The organism is Bradyrhizobium shewense, assembly GCF_900094605.1.
Lineage (GTDB): Bacteria > Pseudomonadota > Alphaproteobacteria > Rhizobiales > Xanthobacteraceae > Bradyrhizobium > Bradyrhizobium shewense.
In genome coordinates, this window is sequence record NZ_FMAI01000018.1 from 43,893 (window position 1) to 61,801 (window position 17,909).

21 protein-coding genes are annotated in these 17,909 nt (G+C 62.1%); 2 read left to right on the forward strand and 19 right to left on the reverse strand.

Features of this window, described 5'->3' with window-relative positions; translation table 11 throughout:
• Positions 1–3: 3 nt before the first annotated feature.
• Genes GA0061098_RS28870 through GA0061098_RS28925 form a run of 12 tightly spaced genes read right to left on the reverse strand, consistent with a single transcriptional unit; the run spans position 4 to position 9,344 of the window.
• Positions 4–1,038, reverse strand: coding sequence for a Gfo/Idh/MocA family protein (locus GA0061098_RS28870; protein WP_091964646.1), 1,035 nt, complete (start codon positions 1,036–1,038; stop codon positions 4–6).
• Between the two features lie 6 nt (positions 1,039–1,044).
• Positions 1,045–1,494 (reverse strand): type II 3-dehydroquinate dehydratase, encoded by a 450-nt coding sequence (gene aroQ / locus GA0061098_RS28875; RefSeq protein ID WP_091964648.1) that lies wholly within the window; start codon positions 1,492–1,494, stop codon positions 1,045–1,047.
• A gap of 13 nt (positions 1,495–1,507) precedes the next feature.
• Entirely contained in the window at positions 1,508–2,254 is a 747-nt protein-coding gene (locus tag GA0061098_RS28880) for an amino acid ABC transporter ATP-binding protein (RefSeq protein WP_091964650.1), read from the reverse strand.
• Positions 2,255–2,313: 59 nt separating this feature from the next.
• Positions 2,314–3,141, reverse strand: coding sequence for a transporter substrate-binding domain-containing protein (locus GA0061098_RS28885; RefSeq protein ID WP_091964652.1), 828 nt, complete (start codon positions 3,139–3,141; stop codon positions 2,314–2,316).
• 56 nt (positions 3,142–3,197) lie between these two features.
• The gene (locus GA0061098_RS28890; RefSeq protein ID WP_091964654.1) at positions 3,198–3,854 is read right to left on the reverse strand and encodes an amino acid ABC transporter permease; all 657 of its coding nucleotides are present in this window, start codon (positions 3,852–3,854) and stop codon (positions 3,198–3,200) included.
• A gap of 12 nt (positions 3,855–3,866) precedes the next feature.
• Positions 3,867–4,535 (reverse strand): amino acid ABC transporter permease, encoded by a 669-nt coding sequence (locus GA0061098_RS28895; RefSeq protein ID WP_091964656.1) that lies wholly within the window; start codon positions 4,533–4,535, stop codon positions 3,867–3,869.
• Between the two features lie 51 nt (positions 4,536–4,586).
• A complete protein-coding gene (locus GA0061098_RS28900; RefSeq protein WP_208610692.1) occupies positions 4,587–5,450 on the reverse strand; it encodes a shikimate dehydrogenase in 864 nt (287 codons plus the stop codon).
• 6 nt (positions 5,451–5,456) lie between these two features.
• Entirely contained in the window at positions 5,457–6,284 is an 828-nt protein-coding gene (gene aroE / locus GA0061098_RS28905; RefSeq protein ID WP_091964657.1) for a shikimate dehydrogenase, read from the reverse strand.
• Positions 6,285–6,287: 3 nt separating this feature from the next.
• Positions 6,288–7,529: a CaiB/BaiF CoA transferase family protein gene (locus GA0061098_RS28910; RefSeq protein ID WP_165637676.1), complete on the reverse strand. Its 1,242-nt coding sequence runs from the start codon at positions 7,527–7,529 to the stop codon at positions 6,288–6,290.
• Entirely contained in the window at positions 7,526–7,996 is a 471-nt protein-coding gene (locus GA0061098_RS28915; protein ID WP_091964659.1) for a MaoC family dehydratase, read from the reverse strand. The genes GA0061098_RS28910 and GA0061098_RS28915 overlap by 4 nt, the downstream gene beginning before the upstream one ends.
• A gap of 12 nt (positions 7,997–8,008) precedes the next feature.
• Complete coding sequence (locus GA0061098_RS28920) at positions 8,009–8,395, reverse strand: VOC family protein (RefSeq protein WP_091964661.1); 387 nt, start codon at positions 8,393–8,395, stop codon at positions 8,009–8,011.
• A 4-nt stretch (positions 8,396–8,399) separates the two neighbouring features.
• Positions 8,400–9,344, reverse strand: a complete 945-nt coding sequence (locus GA0061098_RS28925; protein WP_091964663.1) for a ketopantoate reductase family protein — start codon at positions 9,342–9,344, stop codon at positions 8,400–8,402.
• A 103-nt stretch (positions 9,345–9,447) separates the two neighbouring features.
• Between GA0061098_RS28925 and GA0061098_RS28930 the strand changes: the two genes are divergently transcribed.
• Positions 9,448–10,431 (forward strand): LysR family transcriptional regulator, encoded by a 984-nt coding sequence (locus GA0061098_RS28930; RefSeq protein WP_091964665.1) that lies wholly within the window; start codon positions 9,448–9,450, stop codon positions 10,429–10,431.
• 256 nt (positions 10,432–10,687) lie between these two features.
• Here GA0061098_RS28930 and GA0061098_RS28935 read toward each other — a convergent pair whose 3' ends face one another.
• The 7 genes from GA0061098_RS28935 to GA0061098_RS28965 form a co-directional block, all read right to left on the reverse strand.
• A complete protein-coding gene (locus tag GA0061098_RS28935; protein WP_283808010.1) occupies positions 10,688–11,968 on the reverse strand; it encodes an FAD-dependent oxidoreductase in 1,281 nt (426 codons plus the stop codon).
• A gap of 16 nt (positions 11,969–11,984) precedes the next feature.
• Positions 11,985–12,773: a sugar phosphate isomerase/epimerase family protein gene (locus GA0061098_RS28940; protein ID WP_245323673.1), complete on the reverse strand. Its 789-nt coding sequence runs from the start codon at positions 12,771–12,773 to the stop codon at positions 11,985–11,987.
• A 29-nt stretch (positions 12,774–12,802) separates the two neighbouring features.
• Positions 12,803–13,459 carry a hypothetical protein gene (locus GA0061098_RS28945; RefSeq protein WP_091964669.1) on the reverse strand — a complete coding sequence of 219 codons (657 nt, stop codon included), beginning with the start codon at positions 13,457–13,459 and terminating at the stop codon, positions 12,803–12,805.
• Between the two features lie 14 nt (positions 13,460–13,473).
• Complete coding sequence (locus GA0061098_RS28950; protein WP_091964671.1) at positions 13,474–13,968, reverse strand: type II 3-dehydroquinate dehydratase; 495 nt, start codon at positions 13,966–13,968, stop codon at positions 13,474–13,476.
• Positions 13,969–14,003: 35 nt separating this feature from the next.
• Positions 14,004–15,284: a TRAP transporter large permease subunit gene (locus GA0061098_RS28955; RefSeq protein ID WP_091964673.1), complete on the reverse strand. Its 1,281-nt coding sequence runs from the start codon at positions 15,282–15,284 to the stop codon at positions 14,004–14,006.
• Positions 15,285–15,345: 61 nt separating this feature from the next.
• Positions 15,346–15,855: a TRAP transporter small permease gene (locus GA0061098_RS28960; protein WP_091964675.1), complete on the reverse strand. Its 510-nt coding sequence runs from the start codon at positions 15,853–15,855 to the stop codon at positions 15,346–15,348.
• 74 nt (positions 15,856–15,929) lie between these two features.
• Positions 15,930–16,946 (reverse strand): TRAP transporter substrate-binding protein, encoded by a 1,017-nt coding sequence (locus GA0061098_RS28965; RefSeq protein WP_091964677.1) that lies wholly within the window; start codon positions 16,944–16,946, stop codon positions 15,930–15,932.
• Between the two features lie 230 nt (positions 16,947–17,176).
• Between GA0061098_RS28965 and GA0061098_RS28970 the strand changes: the two genes are divergently transcribed.
• A complete protein-coding gene (locus GA0061098_RS28970; RefSeq protein ID WP_091964679.1) occupies positions 17,177–17,836 on the forward strand; it encodes a GntR family transcriptional regulator in 660 nt (219 codons plus the stop codon).
• The last annotated feature ends 73 nt before the right edge of the window (positions 17,837–17,909 follow it).

The following is a 17,909-nucleotide window of genomic DNA, read 5'->3' on the forward strand; positions in this document are numbered from 1 at the left end:
GTATCAGACCGACACGAGATATCCGGTTTCCGCTGCGCGTTTGACCGCGTCGATCACTCTGAGCGTCTTCAGCCCCTCGCGCCCGCTCACCACAGGCTTGGCCGTGCCGCGGATAACCCGGCAGAAATTTGCGATCTGCAGGCCGAGCGGGTCTTCCTTCTCGTAGCTCAGCCGCTCGCGCTCGATCGGCGCCCACCAGCTGGCCTTGCTCGGATGATGCCATAGATCGAGCTGGGGAATAGCCAGCGATGCCCTCGTGCCGCCGATGTGATAGCACGTCTCCGGCGTATGGCTGTACGCCGGGTTCTCACCAGCGGTGAATTCCCAGCTCCAAGGCGACTGGATGGTATCGGAGACGTTGACCGTTCCCAGCGCGCCGGAGACGAAGTGCAGGATCATCACCGCTGTCTCTTCAACCGCATTTCCACGCAGTCGATTGGATTGGGCAGCTTGAACAGCCGCGATATCCCCACACAGGTACCGCAGCAGGTCAATATCGTGAATGAGATTCAGGAAAACAGGCCCGGCTCCTTTTTCGCGGCGCCAGCCCACATCGAAATATTCGTCCGGCTTGATCAGCCAGAACATGCCATGGACCGACACGATCTGGCCGAGGCGACCGCTCTCGATCTCCGCCTTGGCGCGTTGGATCATCGGATTGTGGCGGCGATGATGGCCGGTGAGCAGCGGCACCCCCGCCCGTTCGGAGGCTTCGACCAGGGCCTGTGCCGCGACGACGTCATCCGCTAACGGCTTCTCGATGAGAGCCGGGAGGCCCGCAGCGATACAATCCATGCCGTTGCCCACGTGCATCTGATTGGGGGTGGCGACAACCACCCCCTCGGGCCGGTTCTTGGACAGCATGTCCTGCAACGATGGAAACCAGTCCACCTTCAGCGAAACCGCCAACTCGCGTGCCGCCGGCGTCGGATCGACGATCGACGACAGCACCGCCTCCGGCCGCGCGAGAATGTGTTCGATGTGTCGCTTGCCGATGAGACCCGCTCCCATCACTGACAGGCCGACGGGTGCACTCATGCGATACTACCCCTTCTTCTCATCGAGCAGCTTGGCCACACGACGCAAGCCGAGCAGATAACCCTGTGTTCCGAAGCCCGCGATGACCCCATCAGCTCGTTTGGAGACAAACGAGTGGTGGCGGAATTCCTCGCGTTTGTGCACGTTGGAAATATGCACCTCGATCACTATACCCTCGAACGTGTTCAAAGCATCCAGGATGGCGACCGACGTATGGGTGAAGGCCGCGGGATTCATCACGATACCGGCAGCCGTCTCGCGCGCCTCGTGGATCCAGTCGATCAGCTCGTATTCCCTGTTCGATTGGTAAAAGCGCATCTCCAGTGCAAGCTCCCCGGCCAGCGCCCGGCAATCCCGCTCTACGTCCGCAAGCGTCTCGTGACCGTAGATGTGAGGCTGGCGCTTGCCAAGCAAATTGAGATTTGGCCCGTTGAGGACGTAGACAAGACGACTCATGGAAGAACTCCGTTCAGTGATGGGCAAGGATCTCGCCGAGGAACTGCCTGGTGCGGGCGTGCTGTGGATTGCGGAAGAAAGCGTCGGGCGCGCCTTCCTCGATGATGTGCCCTTCGGCCATGAAGATGACACGATCGGCAACCTGGCGGGCAAAGCCCATCTCGTGGGTGACGCAAATCATGGTCATGCCGTCGTTGGCGAGGCCAATCATCGTATCGAGCACCTCCTTGACCATTTCAGGATCGAGAGCCGAGGTCGGTTCGTCAAACAGCATCACCTTCGGCTGCATACATAGCGCACGCGCGATCGCGACACGTTGCTGCTGGCCGCCCGAAAGCTGAGCCGGATATTTCTCGGCCTGGTCACCGATGCGTACCCGCTCCAGATATTTTCGCGCGGTCGCCTCTGCCTCGGCCTTGCCGATGCGGCGTGCGCGAATGGGGGCGAGCATGCAGTTCTGCAACACCGTCATATGCGGAAAAAGGTTGAAGCTCTGAAAAACCATGCCGACGTCCTGACGTACGACATCGATCGCCTTGATGCTGTCGTCCAGCCGATGACCGTTCACCACGATACTGCCCTGCTGGATCGCCTCCAGGCGGTTGATACAGCGGATCAGCGTCGACTTGCCCGAACCGGACGGACCGCAGAGCACGATCTTCTCGCCCTTGCGTACGGTGAGATCGACATCGCGAAGCGCCTGGTATCCGCCATACCACTTCTGCACGCCCTTCATTTCGATCAGGTTCTGGTCCTGCATGCTTGCCTCCGCTGTCGGGCGGCGGCCAACGCGGATCGCGCGTCGGCCGCTCGCAGGGACTACTGAACGGTGAAAGGAACGCCGGGGACCGAGTCCGGGAAGACCGGGACCGGCACCTTCATCCATTTGGCGTAGAAGGCGGCCAGCTTGCCGTTCGACTTGATCTGGTCGATGAACTTGTTGACCGTCTCGTTCCACTCCTTGTCTCCCAGGCGCGTGCATGCGCCGTTGTACAGAGCGGAGAAATGAAGCTTCGGTTCGAACCCGAGCTCCGGTTTCGCGGCATTCAAACGTTGCGGGTAAAACAAGTTGGCACCCACGGCCTGGACCTGGCCAGAGAGCAGTGCCTGTATCGTGGCCGCGTCATCGTCGAATCTGCGGATCTCGGTGCCCGACGGGGCGTTGTTGGTGACCTGCGTATCTTGCGTCGAGGAGCGCGGGACACCGATGACATATTTGCCCATATCGGCATTGCTGTTGATCGGCGTTGCCTGGGCCGCGACAAGCGTAATTTCGTTGGCGACATACGGCTTGGAATACTGCACCGCCTTCGCACGCTCTGGCAGCATAGCCATGGTCGCGAACAGGATGTCCACACGGCCCGTGGTCAGTGCCGGGATACGATTGGCCACGGCCAGAGGCGAGAACTCGGCCTTCACGCCAAGGAATTCAGCGAAGGCACGCCCCATGTCGGCGTCGATGCCCTCCTGCTTTCCCGAGCTGTCGACAAAGCCCCAAGGCGCATTATCGCCCTGAATGCCGATGACAACGACACCCTTCTTCTTCACGTCTTCCAACGTAGCGGCCTGCAATTTGCCCGCGGTGGCGACAGCCGCCAGTGCGAGTAGCCCGATGCCGAGCTGGCGGCGAGTGATCGAAAATAGCATTTGGTGTTCTCCTCCTCCTGGTGATGGCTGTGTTTGATTGGGTAGGTGCGCCGTTCCTACCTTTGATTGGCCAGGGCGAGCCTGGCCTCCATCCGGCTGCCCCACCATGAGAGTGGCCAGCAGAGGATGAAATACATCGCGCCAACCACGCCGAAGACCAGCAACGGCTGGTAGGTCTGGTTCGATACGATTTGGCCGGCGCGGGCGAGTTCGATGAAGCCGACAATGGCGGCGAGCGAGGTGCCCTTGATGAGTTGCACGAGATAGCCGATGGTCGCCGGCAGCGAGATGCGGATCGCCTGCGGCAGCACGATGTCGCGCATGCGGGAGGAATAATGCAGGCCGAGCGCCATTGCCGCCTCGGACTGGCCGCGCGGCACGGCCTGTATTGCACCGCGCCAGATCTCGCCGAGAAAGGCGGAAGCGTTGACGGTGAACCCGATTGCGACCGCCACGAACGCTGACAGCTTCAACCCGACGAGCGCCAAGCCGTAATAAACCACGAAGAGTTGCAGCAGCAGCGGTGTGCCCTGGAATATCCCGATATAGATCCGGACCATCCATTCCACGGTCTTGTGACCAGAGGTGCGCAACAGCGCGACGATCAGGCCGGCTGTACAGCCGCCGACGAATGCAACCAGCGTCAGCAGCACCGTCCATTGCAGCCCCTGCAGCAGGAAGCCGAACTCGGGAAGACCGAAATGCGGTGTCATATTCCGTCCTCTTCAGCGCGTCGGATATGAGAAGAAGCGGTGGGAGATGATCGCGAAGCCCGACATCAGCAGCCAGGAGATCGCGAGGTAGAGGACGGTGACGAAGAAATAGACCTCGAAGCTGCGGAATGTGTCGCTTTCGATGCGCTGCGCAACCGATGTCAGTTCATAGGCAGAGACGGCCGAACAGATCGACGAGGTCAGCGTCAGCATGATGAACTGCCCCGTGAGCGACGGGTAGATCGCGCGAAGCGCGGGCTTGAGTACAATGAAGCGGAACACCTGTCCTTTGTGCAAACCGAGCGCGTAGCCCGCCTCAACCTGTCCTTGGTGAACAGACTGCACGCCGCCACGGATGATCTCGATGGCGTACGCGCCTCCATTCACGCCGAGTGCGATAATGGCGGTGGCGGTCGGATTGAGCTTCAATCCGATGAGCGGCAGTGCAAAGAACAGAAAGAAGATCTGCACCAGGAAAGGCGTATTGCGCACGATCTCGACGAAGCCGATCACGATGGCACGTAACCAGGCCGCCTTCGAATCGCGTGCCGCGACGCCGGCGACGCCGATAATCATCGCCAGTGTCATGCCGGCAAGCGCCAGACCCAACGTGCCCACGCACCCCCACAGCAGCGCGGGCATGGCATGCCAAACCACCGAGAAATCGAGCGTATAGCCCATCTTGCGTTTCCTCTCGGGCGTTGTGCGTGCCGCTCGCCCATCGGCCGGGTGTCACCCTCCCAGGGATGCGAAAGTTGAGAAGAAGACGTCTGGATCGGGTGAAATGCCCGTGAACAGGCGGAATGCTTCGGTGCCCTGGAAGATCGCCATGCCGCCGCCGTCGACGGTGCGGCAACCGAGGGCCCGCGCCTCGCGCAGCAGTGCGGTTTCCAGCGGGAAATAGACGATCTCGGCGACCCATAGATCGGGACGCAGCAAGGCCGTCGGCAGCGGCGTGCCCGGATACTTGTCCATGCCGATCGGCGTTGCGTTGACGATTCCGTCTGCGGCCGCCACGGCCGTTGCAACATCCTGGCCGGCCTTTAAGCGCCCTTCTGCAAATCGGGGGGACAATCCGTCCACCACGCTCTGCGCCTTGGCCAGGTCCAAGTCGACAATGATCAACTCCTGCACGCCGAGTTTCATCAGCGCAAAAGCGACTGCCGCGCCCGCGCCGCCCGCGCCGAACTGGACGACGCGGCCGAGCGGGGCGCCTTGCATGTTGCGGCGAAAGTTCTCGGCGAAGCCGAACCAGTCCGTGTTATGGCCGGTCATTCGACCATTATTGATGACCACAGTGTTCACCGCGCCAAGCGCTTCTGCATCCGGCGAGAGCTCGTCCAACAGCGGAAGAAGTGCCTGCTTGCACGGATGCGTCACATTCAATCCGCCAAACCCCATCCGCTTCGCGGCGGCGAGCAACTCGGGCAAGGCTTCGACGCCGAGCTTCAACTCGTTCAGGTCTATCTTCTTGTAGAGATAGCGGATGCCAGCGGCATCAGCGGCCGCTTCGTGCATGGGCGGCGTGCGGGACGCAGCAATGCCGCTGCCGATCAGGCCGACGAGGAAGCTGGGTTTGGGTTGAATGCTCGGCATAGCCCGTCAGCGCAATGGAACGGTCAGCGCCGCGATGACCTGAGCCGTGCTCGGTCGAACGCCGCGCCACCAGGCAAAGGCTTCTGCCGCCTGCTCGACCAGCATGCCGACGCCGTCGGCCAGCTTGGCCACGCCTTCGGCGCGGGCCGCGTGCAGAAAGGGAGTGAGCCCCTTGCCATAGGCGAGTTCGTACGCCAGCTCCGCACCGCGGAAGACATTGCCTGGAAGCGGCGGCATTTCACCGCGCAAACTGGCCGACGTCGCGTTGACAACGACGTCGTAGCCCTCCGCGAGATCGGCCAGTTCAGCATAGCCGCTGACGATCAGGGGACCACAGCCGGCAAACTCTTCCGCCAATGCCACGGCTTTCGACAGCGTTCGGTTGACGAGAACCAGCTCCGAGGGCTCCTGGCGCAGGAACGGCAGCATCGCGCCGCGCGCCGCTCCTCCCGCGCCGAGCATCAGGACGCGGCGGCCGGCCATTTTGACGCCGAGATTGAGGGTGATGTCACGGACGAGGCCGATCCCATCGAAATTCTCGGCAATGATCCGATCGCCGACGAACTTCAGGCAGTTTGCGGCGCCAGCTCGCTCGGCGCTCTCCGAAAGCTCGTTTGCGTACTCGAAGGCATCGAGCTTGAACGGGGCGGTGATGTTCAACCCCTTGGCACCCTCGGTCCGGAATTGATCAACGCGTCCGTTGAAGCCATTGAGGGGGCCCTCGATCGCCTCATAGACGAGGTCCTGTCCCGTCGTCTTGGCGAAAGTACTGTGAATGAGGGGTGATTTGCTGAAGCCAATCGGATTGCCTATCACCGCATAACGATCGCTCATGGCTCACTCCTGCACTGCGGCTTCGTTGTACAGCACGCCGTCGCGCACCATCGCCTCGACGAGCTCGGCCGACAGCAACAGCGACTCTGCAATGCGGCGATTGTCCTGGCCGAGCAGCGGCGCCGGAGTGCGCACCGTGGTGTCGCAATCTGAGAAGCGGAAGGGCAGGTTCGGCAACGTCACCTTGCCCAGCACGGGATGCTCCTGCTCGACCAGCATGCCACGCGCGCGGATCTGCGGATCCTTCACGACCTCTTCGATGGTCTGCACGGGAGCGGACGGCACACCTGCTTCCTCGAGTGCCGCCAGACAGGCATTTCGAGACGGCTGTGACAGAGTCCAGTTGCGCACAATCTCCATGGCCTCGGCGTAATGGGCGTTGCGCGCAGCAGGCTTGGCGAAGCGTTCGTCGGATGCCAACGCGCTCCCGCCGATCAACGTCGCCAATCGCCGCCAGGCATCATCGACTTGCGCGGCGATGACGAGATTACCGTCCTTGGCAGGGAAGACGCCGTAGACGGTCGAGTCCGGCTGTCCGCTGCCGGTCTGCTTCGGCATGTCGGCGCCGTTGGAGAGGAAGTAACGCTGAACCGCATAATCGTGCATCGAGACCATGCAGTCGTACAGCGCCAGATCGATGTGTTGGCCGCGGCCGGACGATACGCGGCCGACCAGCGCCCCGTTGATGGCTGCTACGCCGTGGATGCCGGTATACATGTCTGCCAGCGGCATCCGCAGCAACGGCGGAGCTTCACCGGGAGTGCCCAGTTGCGCCAGTGCACCCGACATCGCCTCTGCGATCAGACCGAAGCCCGGACGGTCGGCATAGGGACCGGTGTGTCCGTAGGCGGAGACCGAGCAGTAGATCAGTCTGGGATTCCGTGCCGCTAGCGCCTTGTAACCGAGCCCGAGGCGCTCGAGTGCGCCGGGGCGGTAGTTCTCGATGAAGATATCGGCCGTGTCGACGAGCTTCATCATCATGTCGAGACCGCGCTTGTCGCGCAGGTCGATGCAGAGCCCCTGCTTTCCCATGTTCTGCTGCAGGAAGTAGCCGGATTGCCCGTCCTTGAAATATCCGTGGGCGCGTCCCGCATCGCCTTCCCTGGGGCGCTCCACCTTGATGACTTCCGCGCCCATTGCGGCGAGGCAACGGCCCATGAACGGGCCTGCCAGGAAATGGCTGTAGTCGATGACGCGAATGCCTTTGAGCGGCAGATCTTGGAGCGGCAGATCTTGCGCGGTCATGCCTGCTCTCCTGCGGCGTTGTTCTTCGGGCGCATCGGAATCATCAACCGATGCTCACCTAGCTGCACCACTTCGCCGCGCTGATTGATCAGCTCCGAGGGCAGCACCACGATGCCCCACCCATCACGCTTCGTGGCGCGCATCGAGCCGACACGGAACTTCACGTGCACGGTGTCGCCGAGCTTGATCGGCAGCTTGAAATCCCACGTCCAGCCCAGCGACATTCCTGGAAGGAAGCGGTAGTCCGCACGGGTCTTCAAACCGTCGGCCAGCGAGAGACCAAACAGCCCGTGCGCGACGCGCGTGCCGAATGGTGTTGTCCTGGCGTATTCCTCGTCGACGTGGACCGGGGTAAAATCACCCGTCAACTCGGCATAGGCATTCACCATCGCTTCGGTGACCGTCACCGAGGGCGTGACGCATTCGTCACCGACCTTGGCATCGTCCCAGTAGCGTTCATCGATCATGTCGCGTTTTCCTTAGGCCCGTGGATTGATCGCCAGGGCGGCTTCCACAGCGCCTGCGCTGGCTTGCAAGATTTCGACGTTGAGCCCGCCCGGCAGTTCGAGCCAGTTTGGCCCCGCGGGCAACGCCCTCGCGCCCCAGGCGGCAGCGCGGGCGAGCACGCCTTCGTAGTCGTCGACCATGATGCCGAGATGGGCGAGACGCCCCTCCGGTCCGACAAAATTCGGATCTTCGATGAGTTGCACGCTTCCGAGCACCCACACCTGGCGCGGGCGCGCACCATCGGCGGGTTGCTCGTCGCGAATGGCGAGACCAAGCACCTCGCGAAAGAAGCCAACGTGACGATCAATGTCCGGCACACGGATCGCGGCGTGCTCGATATAAGCGCGAGGCAGCGACATCGTCTCAGCTCTTTCCAGGATAGTCGCTGCGGGCGTATTCGAGCCCTTTGACCAACGCGACGAGGGTAGAATTGACCGGGGTCGGCACGTTGAGCTTTGCGCCCCAACGGACGACGGAGCCGTGAATGTAGTCAACCTCGGTCGGATTGCCGGACTGCAAGCTCTGCAACATCGACGTCTTGAATTCGGGCGGCAGACCGGCTGATGCCATTGTCCAGGCGCGGAGCGGGTCGGTGATCGAGATCTTTACGCCGGCCGCCTGCGCTACCGCGATGCCCTCTGAAATCGCTGCCAGCGCACACTCCTCCAGGATGGGGAGCGAATAGAGGCCGCCATAGGTCAGGCCGGTAATGGCGGTGACGCCGCCGCCGGCGACGTTGATAAAAAGCTTGTCCCACATCGTGCCCGAGATGTTGTCGCTGAGCAGCGTGAGAATGCCGGCACGATTGAAAGCCTCGGAGATTCGCTGCGCGCGTTCCGTCAAGCGTCCGTCAAGTTCACCGATGATGGTTTCCTTGCCGATAATCCCGGAGCGAACATGACCGGGGCCAAGCAGCACGCCACCAACGTAGGTCTTGCCCGCCATGACCCGGTCACGACCAACTTCCTCCGAAAGGATGTCTTCGTGACCAAGACCGTTCTGAAGTGACATCACAACCGTCTGCGGCCCAATGATCGGCGCTGCAGCGCGGATCGCATCCCGCGTGTAGTAGGATTTGACGAGGACGATGACGAGGTCGGCCTCTACGCCGACTTGGGCCGCGGAGGTGCAAGCGGCGACCTTCACGATGGTTTCGGCGTCGCCTTCGAGCATCCGAAGGCCCGCGGCATTGATGGCGTCGACATGAGCCTGGAACGGATCGATCAACCACACCTCGGCACCGCCGCGCGCCAGCGTGCCGCCGATGGTCGAGCCCAAGGCTCCCGCTCCAATAAAGCAGATCCTCATCCGAACGCTTCCCCGCGCGCCCTTCTTGGCGCTGGAAGCGTGGTAGCAGGCCGATCGATATTAAGATATGATATGATCATTATATCCATTATTGTGAATCGCAATGACGTACGCGGATAATGTCGAGACCAACCTGCTGGACCCGCGCCTGCTGAGGCTCTTTGACGCGTTATTCGCCACGGGCAGCGTCACCAAGGCCGCAGAAAAGCTCGGTCAAAGTCAGCCGACCATCTCGATCTGGCTGGCGCGACTGCGTAAGGAACTGGACGATCCGCTCTTCATCCGGTCGGCGGAGGGAATGCTGCCAACGCCGCGCGCCGAGGCTCTCATCGGCACGGCGAGGCAGGCCCTGGAAACGCTGCGTCGTCTGGCTGAGCTTCGCACCGACTTCGATCCCTCAACCGCAAAGCGCCGTTTTGCGATCTGCATGACGGATGGAAGCCACGTCACGCTGCTTCCGTCCATCCTCGCTCGCATCCGCCGCGTCGCCCCGGGCGTTCGTATCGAGGCGACACAGATCGGCGCGGACACCCCACGGATGCTACAATCCGGTGAAGCCGATCTGGCCCTCGGATACATCTCGGGTCTCGATGCCGGACATTTCCAACAGGCACTTTTTCCGCAGGATTGGGTCTGCTTGGCGAACGCGAAACATGCCCGGATCCGCGACCGTATCACCGCAAAGGATTTCAGGCGCGAAGCCCACGTCCTCATTCGCTCCGGCACTGGACATCAGTTGCTCGGGACCGCGCTACAGGAGCAGCGGATAGTCCTTGACGTGGCGCTTGAGCTACCCGGCTTTTTGGGACTGCCTGCAATCGTGGGGACGACCGACCTGATCGCCACCCTGCCAAGGCACATTGGCGAAACGCTGGCTCACTATTACGGACTGCGCGTGCTCGACTGCCCGCTGGCGATCGCCGGGTTTACTGTGAAGCAATATTGGCATGCCCGCTTCCATCACGACCCGGCAAGCCAATGGCTGCGTGGCATCTGCGCGGAACTTTTTCAACAGCAGGAAGTGCGGGGTCTGCATCCTTCCAGTTGGCCAAAGAAACGAGGGCCACGCAAAATGCGGTCGCAGTGAAGCGCTTATTGAGGCAGTTTTCGGCTCTTCGCTGCCATACGATCGAAGCTAAACGTCCGCCTTGCGCAAGACAGCAGCTTAAGCTCTGGCTGGGGCGGGAGGGATCGAACCTCCGAATGGCGGAATCAAAATCTGTTTGATTATTCAACGATTTCAGGGCGGGTTTGGAAAAGTGGCCCAAAATGACCTCTGGGAAGCTCAAATACTTAGCAGCCATTTCCAAATGAACGACAACTCTCCACGCAGGATCTCTCGGTCAAGTCTTGGAGAGCGAACCGCGCCCGCGCTGAAGGGCCTCAGTCGAGGGCGGAGTTCCCTGGGGGTGAACCAGCCCGATACCAAAATCCCTGATGAATGCGCGGTCGCAGATTAGGAAGGCCGTCGCTGCCGAAGCGTTCGAGCGCAACATCGCTGCGACGAAGTCGTGGTAGGAGTCGGCTTCATTTACGAAGCGGCGCCCCGATTTGTTGACGGCGAGCAATCCAGGCTTGGCACGATCGAGCATGATGTGCGGGAAGACCGACACTTGGCCGTCGGCCTGCGCCATCACCGAACTCGGCATCCATAAGGCCGGGCTTTCGAGGTCGCGCTCGACGACGGCGTTGACGCGTTCGGCCGTCAGGATACCGTCTCCAGTGTTGGATGAAGGCGCGAGCGAAAAGCGGCGTGCGGCTTCGGGAAACAGCCGTTCGCGCAGCTCACGGCTCCAGCCGATGCCGCCTGTCGCCAGCACCACGCCCTTGCGGGCGCGGACGGCCACCTCTCCGATCGGAGCCGAGAGCACCGCGCCGGCGACATCGTCGCCATCGCAGATGATCTCGCGAAGTACCGTCTCAAATCTCAGGTCGACGCCGGCGCGGCGGACGCCCTCAAACAGTCTTGCGACAAGCGCGTTGCCCATGATCAGGCGTGTTCCGCGCTTGTGGCTGATGCGATCCAGCGCATGTCGGGTCAGAAGACCGATGACGTGCCGAAAATTCGTCCAGTTGCGGAAGGGCGCCAGCAGCGCAGGAATATCCGCCTTCCCGACCATCATGCCGCCGAGAACCATGAATTCCCGGCGCGGCGGCCTCACCCGGGCAAAATCGTCGCCGAGCTTGCGGCCGTCGAACGGAACGGCCCCGAGCGCGCGACCGCCGATCGCCGCCCCCGGAAGCTGTTTGTAGTCGGGATGGACCGGCGGCGCAGCGAACCGCACGTTTGTCTTCTGCTCGAGATAGTCGAGCACGACCGGCCCGGCCTTGAGGAACATATCCAGGCGTTCGTCAGTTGCGTGCTCGCCGAGCATCGCGGTCAGATAGGTGCGCGCGGCATCGACCGTATCGGGCGTTCCGGCAAGCTGTCCCTGCCGGCTGCCCGGGATCCAGACGGTACCGGCAGAGGTCGCGGTCGTCCCGCCAACCATCTCCGACTTTTCGCAAAGGACAACGTTGAGGCCTTCGAGGGCACCGACCAACGCTGCCGTCATTCCGGCCGCACCTGCGCCCACGACCAGCAGATCGGTCTCGACGTCCCAGGAGCGATCGCCTTGCGGCATCCGGAGCACCCTTCCTTCAGGAGTTCGCGCGCGCCCTCTCGACCACGGTCTTGCCCGCCGCGAGCGCCCGGCGCGCACGCGTTTCGGCATCAACAGTCTTCGCCAACTGGACGGTCGGAACCTCGATGCTGATGGTGAGGTCGTCCGGCATCGCCCTCGCCAGTCCGACGATATCTAGGCCGCCCTCGCCCGGAAACATCCGCTCCTCGCGCGCGGCATGGATGAGCTGCTCCGTCGTCGACGGGCGTTCGGCCGGACCGTCGCAGAGTTGCCAGTAGTGCAGCCGCCGCGCGGGGATGGTGCGGAGATCCCCAAGCGAACTCTGCGATCGATCGAAATGCAGCGCATCGACCAGAATGCCGGCAGCGGGATGATCGATACCACCGACGATCCGGATTGCGGTCTCGAGGTCCGGAACGCTGGTCCAGGGCATGAATTCGAGATCGGACGTCAGACCGTACTGTGCCGCCGCCTCGCAAAACTGCCGGTAGCGGTCGGAAAATCGTGCCAGATCCGGATCGTAGGCGGCGACGAGAATGTGTTTGGCGCCGAGGCGCGCCCCCGCCTCGAAGAAGGGTGTGAAGGAGCCAACATCCGTCTCCGGTCGGAATGCAACGACCTCGATATCGGCGACGGTCACGCCCGTCGACTGCAACCGCCGGAGTGTCTCCCGCAACAGCGGCGCATCGTCCATCAGACGGTAGGCGACCCCGCCAGGCGTTGCCGGCAGCAGCCTCAGCCCGACTTTGTCGTAGCCGCAACGCGCCGCCAGCTCGATCATCTCGGGCGGCGCCAGCTCGAGCACGGTTAACGCGGCGACCGAGAACGTGGCCATCAGCCGAAATCCGCGATGCGGGCGTCGAGCGCGAACATACCCTGATAGACTTCCGGCTCGCTCGCCCGGTCCATGACGTCAGGCGCAATCGTGCGCGCCTGCTGCAAGGCGGCCTGCAACGAGGCCTCGTCGAGTGCCTCGACCAGCAGAAGCCCGGCGAAAAAGCCCTCGTCCTTCCGCATGCCCTTCTCAGTCGTCGGCACCAACGTCCGCGCCTCGTCGGTTGCGCCGATCTGCACGGCGGCGATCCCGTCGCACGCAACGAGCGCCTCGGCCAATTTTTGCGGACCCGCCGGCAGTTTTTCGATCCGCAGCGCCATGATCGTGGCCCCCTCGCCCCGCCCTGCCCGCGCGACCATGACGCCCCCACCCCGCACGAAGTTCCCGAGCTTGGGCATGATGCGCTGCGACCAGGGAGTTGGTGCGTTGAGGCGTGCCAGATAGGCCTCGCCATCGAGGACCTCGGGCGCCTCAAGCTCGTACAGGATGAAGAAGCGATTGATGTCGTCGCGTGTCGCGCGGAAGACACGCGACGCCAGGAAACCCCTCGTCGTCACCCGCTCGGTAGTGTGCTCGCGCGTGAGCCAATGCCTGTAGTCGGTCAGATCGTGCGCCTCGACGTCGCTCCAGATGGCGAGGAATCCCGCTCCGCGCATCGCGCTCTCCCTGCTTACGCTTGGCCCGCGGCCGCAAGCCCGTGCAGCGCCGGCGCGATCGTTTCGGGCAATTGTCCGAGCCGCTGCACGGCCGCCAGGATCGCGGCGATATAGCCGTACGGACCCAAGCCGCAGATGACCGCCGTGCAGGCGCTCGACGTGATCGAGTGACGGTGAAGCTCGTCGCGCGCATGAATGTTCGAGATATGCAGCTCGATCTTCACCCCCTCGAAGATCTTCAACGCATCGATCAGCGCGATTGACGTGAAGGAATAGCCCGCCGGGTTCATGATGATCGCGTCCGCCTTGCCGTGAGCGGACTGGATCAGGCCGACGAGCTCGCCCTCCATGTTGGACTGATGGAACGAGATCGAAGCCCCGAGATGATCGGCCAGCGCATGACAACTCGCCTCGATCTCCTTCAGCGTCGTCCGGCCGTAGATGTGCGGTTCTCTGGTGCCGAGAAAATTCAGATTGGGTCCATTCAGGATCATGATTTTGGCAGCCATTTTATCCCTCGTCTCCTTTTGCCAATGCTGCGCGACTAACCGCCGAACCATTTCGCCGGAATCGTCACCAGTCCCGGGAACAGCACCATCGCGAACAGGACAATCAGCTGCGCGATCATGAAGGGCCAGACGCCCTTGATGATGTCCTCCATGCTGATCCTGGAGACGCCGCAGACGACGTTGAGCACAATGCCGACCGGTGGCGTGATCAGGCCGATGGAATTGTTGATGATGAAAAGCACACCAAAATAGACGGGGTCGATATGCGCTGCCTTGACGATCGGCATCAGGATCGGCGTCAGGATCAGGATCGTCGGCGTCATGTCGAGCGCCGTTCCCACGATCACCACCACGACCATGATCGCGAGCATCAGGATCGTGTTGTTCCCCATGAAAGGTTTCAGGAGATCGACGACCTGAGCGGAGATTTCGGACACCGTGATGAGCCAGGAGGACACCAGCGCCGCGGCCACCAGAAACATCACGATGCTCGTCGTCACGGCGGAGGAAACGAATACTTCGTAAAGCTGCGACAGCTTCAGCTCGCGGTAGACGCAGGTCGCCACGAACAGCGAATAGACGGCAACGACCACCGCGGCTTCCGTGGGCGTGAAGATGCCGAAACGAAGGCCGACCACGATGATGACAGGCAGCATCAGCGCCCAGAAGCCGTCGACGACGGCCTTCACGATCTCGGACATCGAGGCCCGCGGCGGCGGTGTCAAATTTTCCTGCCGTACGACCCAGGCCCAGGCGAGGCACAGTCCCGCCCCGAGCAACAGTCCGGGCACGATGCCGGCCAGAAACAGTTTCGAGATCGAGACGCCGGCGGCAACGCCGAAGATGACGAAGCCGATGCTGGGCGGAATCACGGGGGCGATGATGCCGCCAGCCGCCACAAGACCCGCCGCGTAGGACTTCTTGTGTCCCGCCGCCACCATCATCGGCACCAGCAGCGCTGCGAGGGCCGCGGCGTCGGCCGCGGCAGAGCCCGACAGCGAAGCGAGAATGCAGGACGCCAGGATCGTGACGTAGCCAAGTCCGCCGCGAAAATGCCCGACTGCAACGAGGGCGACATTGACGATGCGCTTGGCCAGCCCTCCTTTGTTCATGATCTCGCCGGCGAGCATGAAGAAGGGAATGGCCATCAGCGGAAAACTGTCCGCGCCGTTGATGACGTTCTGCGCCACGATCTGGGCGTCGAACATGTCGATCGTGCTCATCAGGGCGACGCCGCAAATGAGGAGCGCGAAGGCGATCGGCATACCCAGCGCCATGGCGCCGAGCAGCGAGAAGGTGAAGACGGCGATCGTCATGCCATGATCCCGGTGGTGTGCAGCAGGTGAGCGCCGGTCGGCAAGGTTCGAAGAGATGGCATCAGTGCTCTTCCGATTCTTTCACGGCGACCATGTCGGCTTCGCTGGCCTGTCCGGCGAGAACGCGGAGCAAGTCGTAGAGAAGGATCACGCCGGCCGACACGCCGAAGATCACGCCGACGGCGTAGAAAATAGCCATCGACAGGCCGGTGGCCGGCGCGCGGTCGTCGATGTTGATGAGGGTCTGGCGCCAGCTGCCGGAGAGCAAAAGCCAGTCGGCAAACAGCATCAGGCCATAATTGATGACGAAGCAGATGCGCTTGCCGAGAGCCGGCAGCATCCGGATCAGGGTGTCGACGCCGAGATGGGCGTGCTCGCGCAGCGCGACGATGGCGCCGAGGAAGGTCAGCCAGACCAGCAGCCAGCGCGACAGCTCCTCGGAAATCGTGATGCCGGAATTGAAGCCGTAACGCAGCACCACATTGCCGAAGACCAGGACCACCATGACCGCGAGACACGCGGCAATGACGGCTTTGAGGAACGAGCAATAGAGGTCGAGGAATCGCGCCATGCGTCAGGTCCGGGCAAATGGGGCATGAGCCGGCCGTTGGCCGGCTCCGCCGCTTTCCGTGATAGAGAAGCCGGCTACTTCACGTCCTTGCGGATGCGCTCGACTTCGTCGTTGAACAGCTTCACCGTCTCGGAGCGAAGATTGGCGGAGATCTTGTCCACGACCGGTTGCACCGCCTTGCGCATGCGCTCGGTCTCCTCGGGGGCGATCGCATTGTACTGCATGCCCTTGGCCTGCAATTCCGCCAGGGCCTTGTCGGTCTGAAGCCGCGTCTGCTCCTTCTGGTAGCCGCGGCTCTCTTCATAAGCCTCGCGCATCAAGCGCTGCTCGGTCGGCGACAGCTTGTCCCAGAATACCTTGCTCACCAGAATGATGTTCAGGGTGAAAGTGTGGTTCGTGGCGGAAACGTATTTCTGCACTTCGTAGAATTTGTTCGAGAGAATGACCGTGTAGGGATTCTCCTGGCCGTCGACGGTGCGGGTCTCCAGCGCCGAATACAGCTCGCCGAAGGCCATCGGGACCGGATTGGCCTTGAAGGCACTGAAGCTTTCGAGATAGACCGGATTCGGAATCACCCGAAGCTTGAGGCCGCTGAAGTCCTCGAGCTTGGTGATCGGGCGGGTGCTGTTGGTGACGTTGCGGAAGCCCAGGCCCCAATATCCCAGCCCGGTCAACCCCTTCGACGGCAACGTATCGAGCATCGCCTTGCCGAATTTGCCGGTCGCGAGAGCGTCGGCCTGCTCGGTCGTGTTGAAGAGGAACGGGAAGTCGATCAGGCCGAATTCCGGAACGACGGTCGCGAGCGATGTCGTCGAGGCCGACAGCATCTCCTGCGTGCCGCCGCGCAGCGCGGATTGCTGCTGCAGCTCGTTGCCGAGCTGCGAGGCCGCGAACTCGCGGACCTTCATCTTGCCCCCGCTCTTCGCAAGCAGGATTTCGGCGAATTTCTGCACGCCCATGCTGACGGGATGATCGGTGTTGTTCAGGTGGCCCCACCTGATCGTCCGCTCCTGAATGTCCTCAGCGGATGCACCGACCGTCAGCGCCACACAGATCGCCGTCGCAGACAGCGCCCGAACCAACAAGCTCATTCGTCTTCTCCCTGTTCGATCGGGCACGAACGACGGCTTAAGCCATTATTTTCCGCACCCTCAGCTTATTTAGACATCATACATATATTTCCATGTCAAACGACAAAATATATTTCATATGATATTTGTGCATACGTCATATGGTTGCGTTCTGCTATATTGCTGGCAACATTGATGGTTCGGCCGGCCGAGGGGTGGCCGGCGATCCGGGACAAGCGAGATCAGAGAGCATGACGTCACTTGAGGAACGGCCTCTGTCGGCGGGCGACAGCGGCTATCAGCGCATTCGCTCCGACATCATTTTCGGAGTGCTCATGCCATCCGGACGGCTCAGGCTCGATGCCATGAAGGAAGATTACGGTGTCAGCATCTCGACGCTGCGCGAGATCCTCAATCGCCTGACGTCAGAGGGTTTTGTGGTTGCCGAGGGCCAGCGCGGCTTCGAGGTGGCCCCGATCTCGATCCAGAACCTGCGCGAGCTCGCCGATCTGCGCATCCTGCTGGAGCATCACGCCATGGCCGAGTCGTTCCGTGCCGGCGACGTCGAGTGGGAGGGCCGCGTGGTGTCAGCGCATCACAAGCTGGCGGCGACCGAGCGTACCGTCCTCAAGGAGGGCGACGATCCCGAGCTGCGCAAGCGGTATGACGGCGAATTCCACCAGGCGCTGATCTCGAGCTGCGGGTCGCGCGAGCTGATGCATACCCATTCGATCGTGTTCGACAAATACTTTCGCTATGCGCTGCGCTATCGGGGCACGGAGACGATCAACCAGCACAAGGCGCTGTTGGAATGCGCCCTAAAGCGGGACATCAAGAGCGCGCGGACTGTCCTCAGCGAACATATCAACGGCTGCGTCGCGCATGCCCTTTCGTCCTGGAAGGACACCTGACCACCCTCTCCCACTAAGGATTAACGTCAAGGCTTCGCGTCAAGGATCAAGTCGTCTGCGAAAAGAACGATAG